The following is a 1375-nucleotide window of genomic DNA, read 5'->3' as shown; positions in this document are numbered from 1 at the left end:
GGAACGTGGGTCAATCTATTATTTAAATCTTTATCGCTCAGCATGATTATCGTTTTCATGTTCTACTATATTCGTTTTGTTATTGAGAAAAAGCGTTAAATCAAAGCTATGGGGATAGTATTTGAAATGAAAAAAGGGACGATGTAAATTGTCCCTAAGAGGTTTATAGTTTTATATGTTAGCATGTTATGTTAAGTGAATTAACATGGTTGTCTTGTTTATATTATGTGATTTAAACACTACTAGTCTTTTAAATCTAATTCATAAAAAGCTAAATCTAACCAGTAATCAAATTTATAGCCTACATTGGTCAGTGTGCCGGCATGCTTGAAATTGAATTTTTGATGTAATTTAATACTCGCTTCATTAGAAGCATCAATACCAGCAACAAGTGTACGATAACCTTTAGCTTTTGCCTCTACAATTAAACGCTGTAATAATTGACTAGCGATACCTTTTCCTCTAGCTGAAGCATCGACATAAATAGAATGCTCGATAGTATATTGATATGCTGGCCAAGGTCTAAACGAACCGAACGTCGCAAACCCTAATACACTTCCATTTTCCTCAAATACAAAGATAGGCTCATGATTACGTTGTTTCGTTTCAAACCATGCGATACGTTCGTCTATGGTTTGCGGTTTATAAGTATAAACAGCTGTTGTATTAATAATGGCATCGTTGTATATCGCTAATATAGCGTTTAAATCTTCTTTTTTAGCACATCGAATCATAATAATTCCCCCTTAGTAATTATTAAAAACGTTTCGTTATTTGAATGCAAATATGTGTAATGAAATCTAACGTGACAATATATGTGCAAATTTTATAATATAAAATGAATTGCTATGAGTCATTTTATAATTAATGGTATACTATATGAAATGTTAATAGGCATTGTGAAATGTATAAAAGGAGCCTTAACGTATGAAAAAATGGACAAATCGATTAATGACAATCGCTGGTGTAGTACTTATCCTAGTGGCAGCATATTTGTTTGCTAAACCACATATCGATAATTATCTTCACGATAAAGATAAAGATGAAAAGATTGAACAATATGATAAAAATGTAAAAGAACAGGCGAGTAAAGACAATAAGCAGCAAGCTAAACCTCAAATTCCGAAAGATAAATCAAAAGTGGCAGGCTATATTGAAATTCCAGATGCTGATATTAAAGAACCAGTATATCCAGGACCAGCAACACCTGAACAATTAAATAGAGGTGTAAGCTTTGCAGAAGAAAATGAATCACTAGATGATCAAAATATTTCAATTGCAGGACACACTTTCATTGACCGTCCGAACTATCAATTTACAAATCTTAAAGCAGCCAAAAAAGGTAGTATGGTGTACTTTAAAGTTGGTAATGAAA

General features: G+C 32.2%; 2 protein-coding genes and 1 pseudogene. 2 read left to right on the top strand and 1 reads right to left on the bottom strand.

The features are described 5' to 3' along the window. Positions 1-99 (top strand): annotated as a pseudogene (locus IDG60_RS22450) (hypothetical protein); the annotation flags it as partial. 143 nt (positions 100-242) lie between these two features. On the opposite strand, the gene IDG60_RS14260 reads toward IDG60_RS22450, so the two are convergent. After that, positions 243-734 carry a GNAT family N-acetyltransferase gene (locus IDG60_RS14260; protein WP_000617356.1) on the bottom strand — a complete coding sequence of 164 codons (492 nt, stop codon included), beginning with the start codon at positions 732-734 and terminating at the stop codon, positions 243-245. 193 nt (positions 735-927) lie between these two features. Between IDG60_RS14260 and srtA the strand changes: the two genes are divergently transcribed. Then, positions 928-1375: class A sortase SrtA (gene srtA / locus IDG60_RS14255; protein ID WP_206160826.1), on the top strand; the 448-nt coding region annotated here is incomplete at its 3' end.

This window comes from Staphylococcus sp. EG-SA-2 (genome assembly GCF_017152085.1).
The sequence above is the reverse complement of the archived record's forward strand: the minus strand, read 5'-3'. Positions and strand labels throughout refer to the sequence as shown.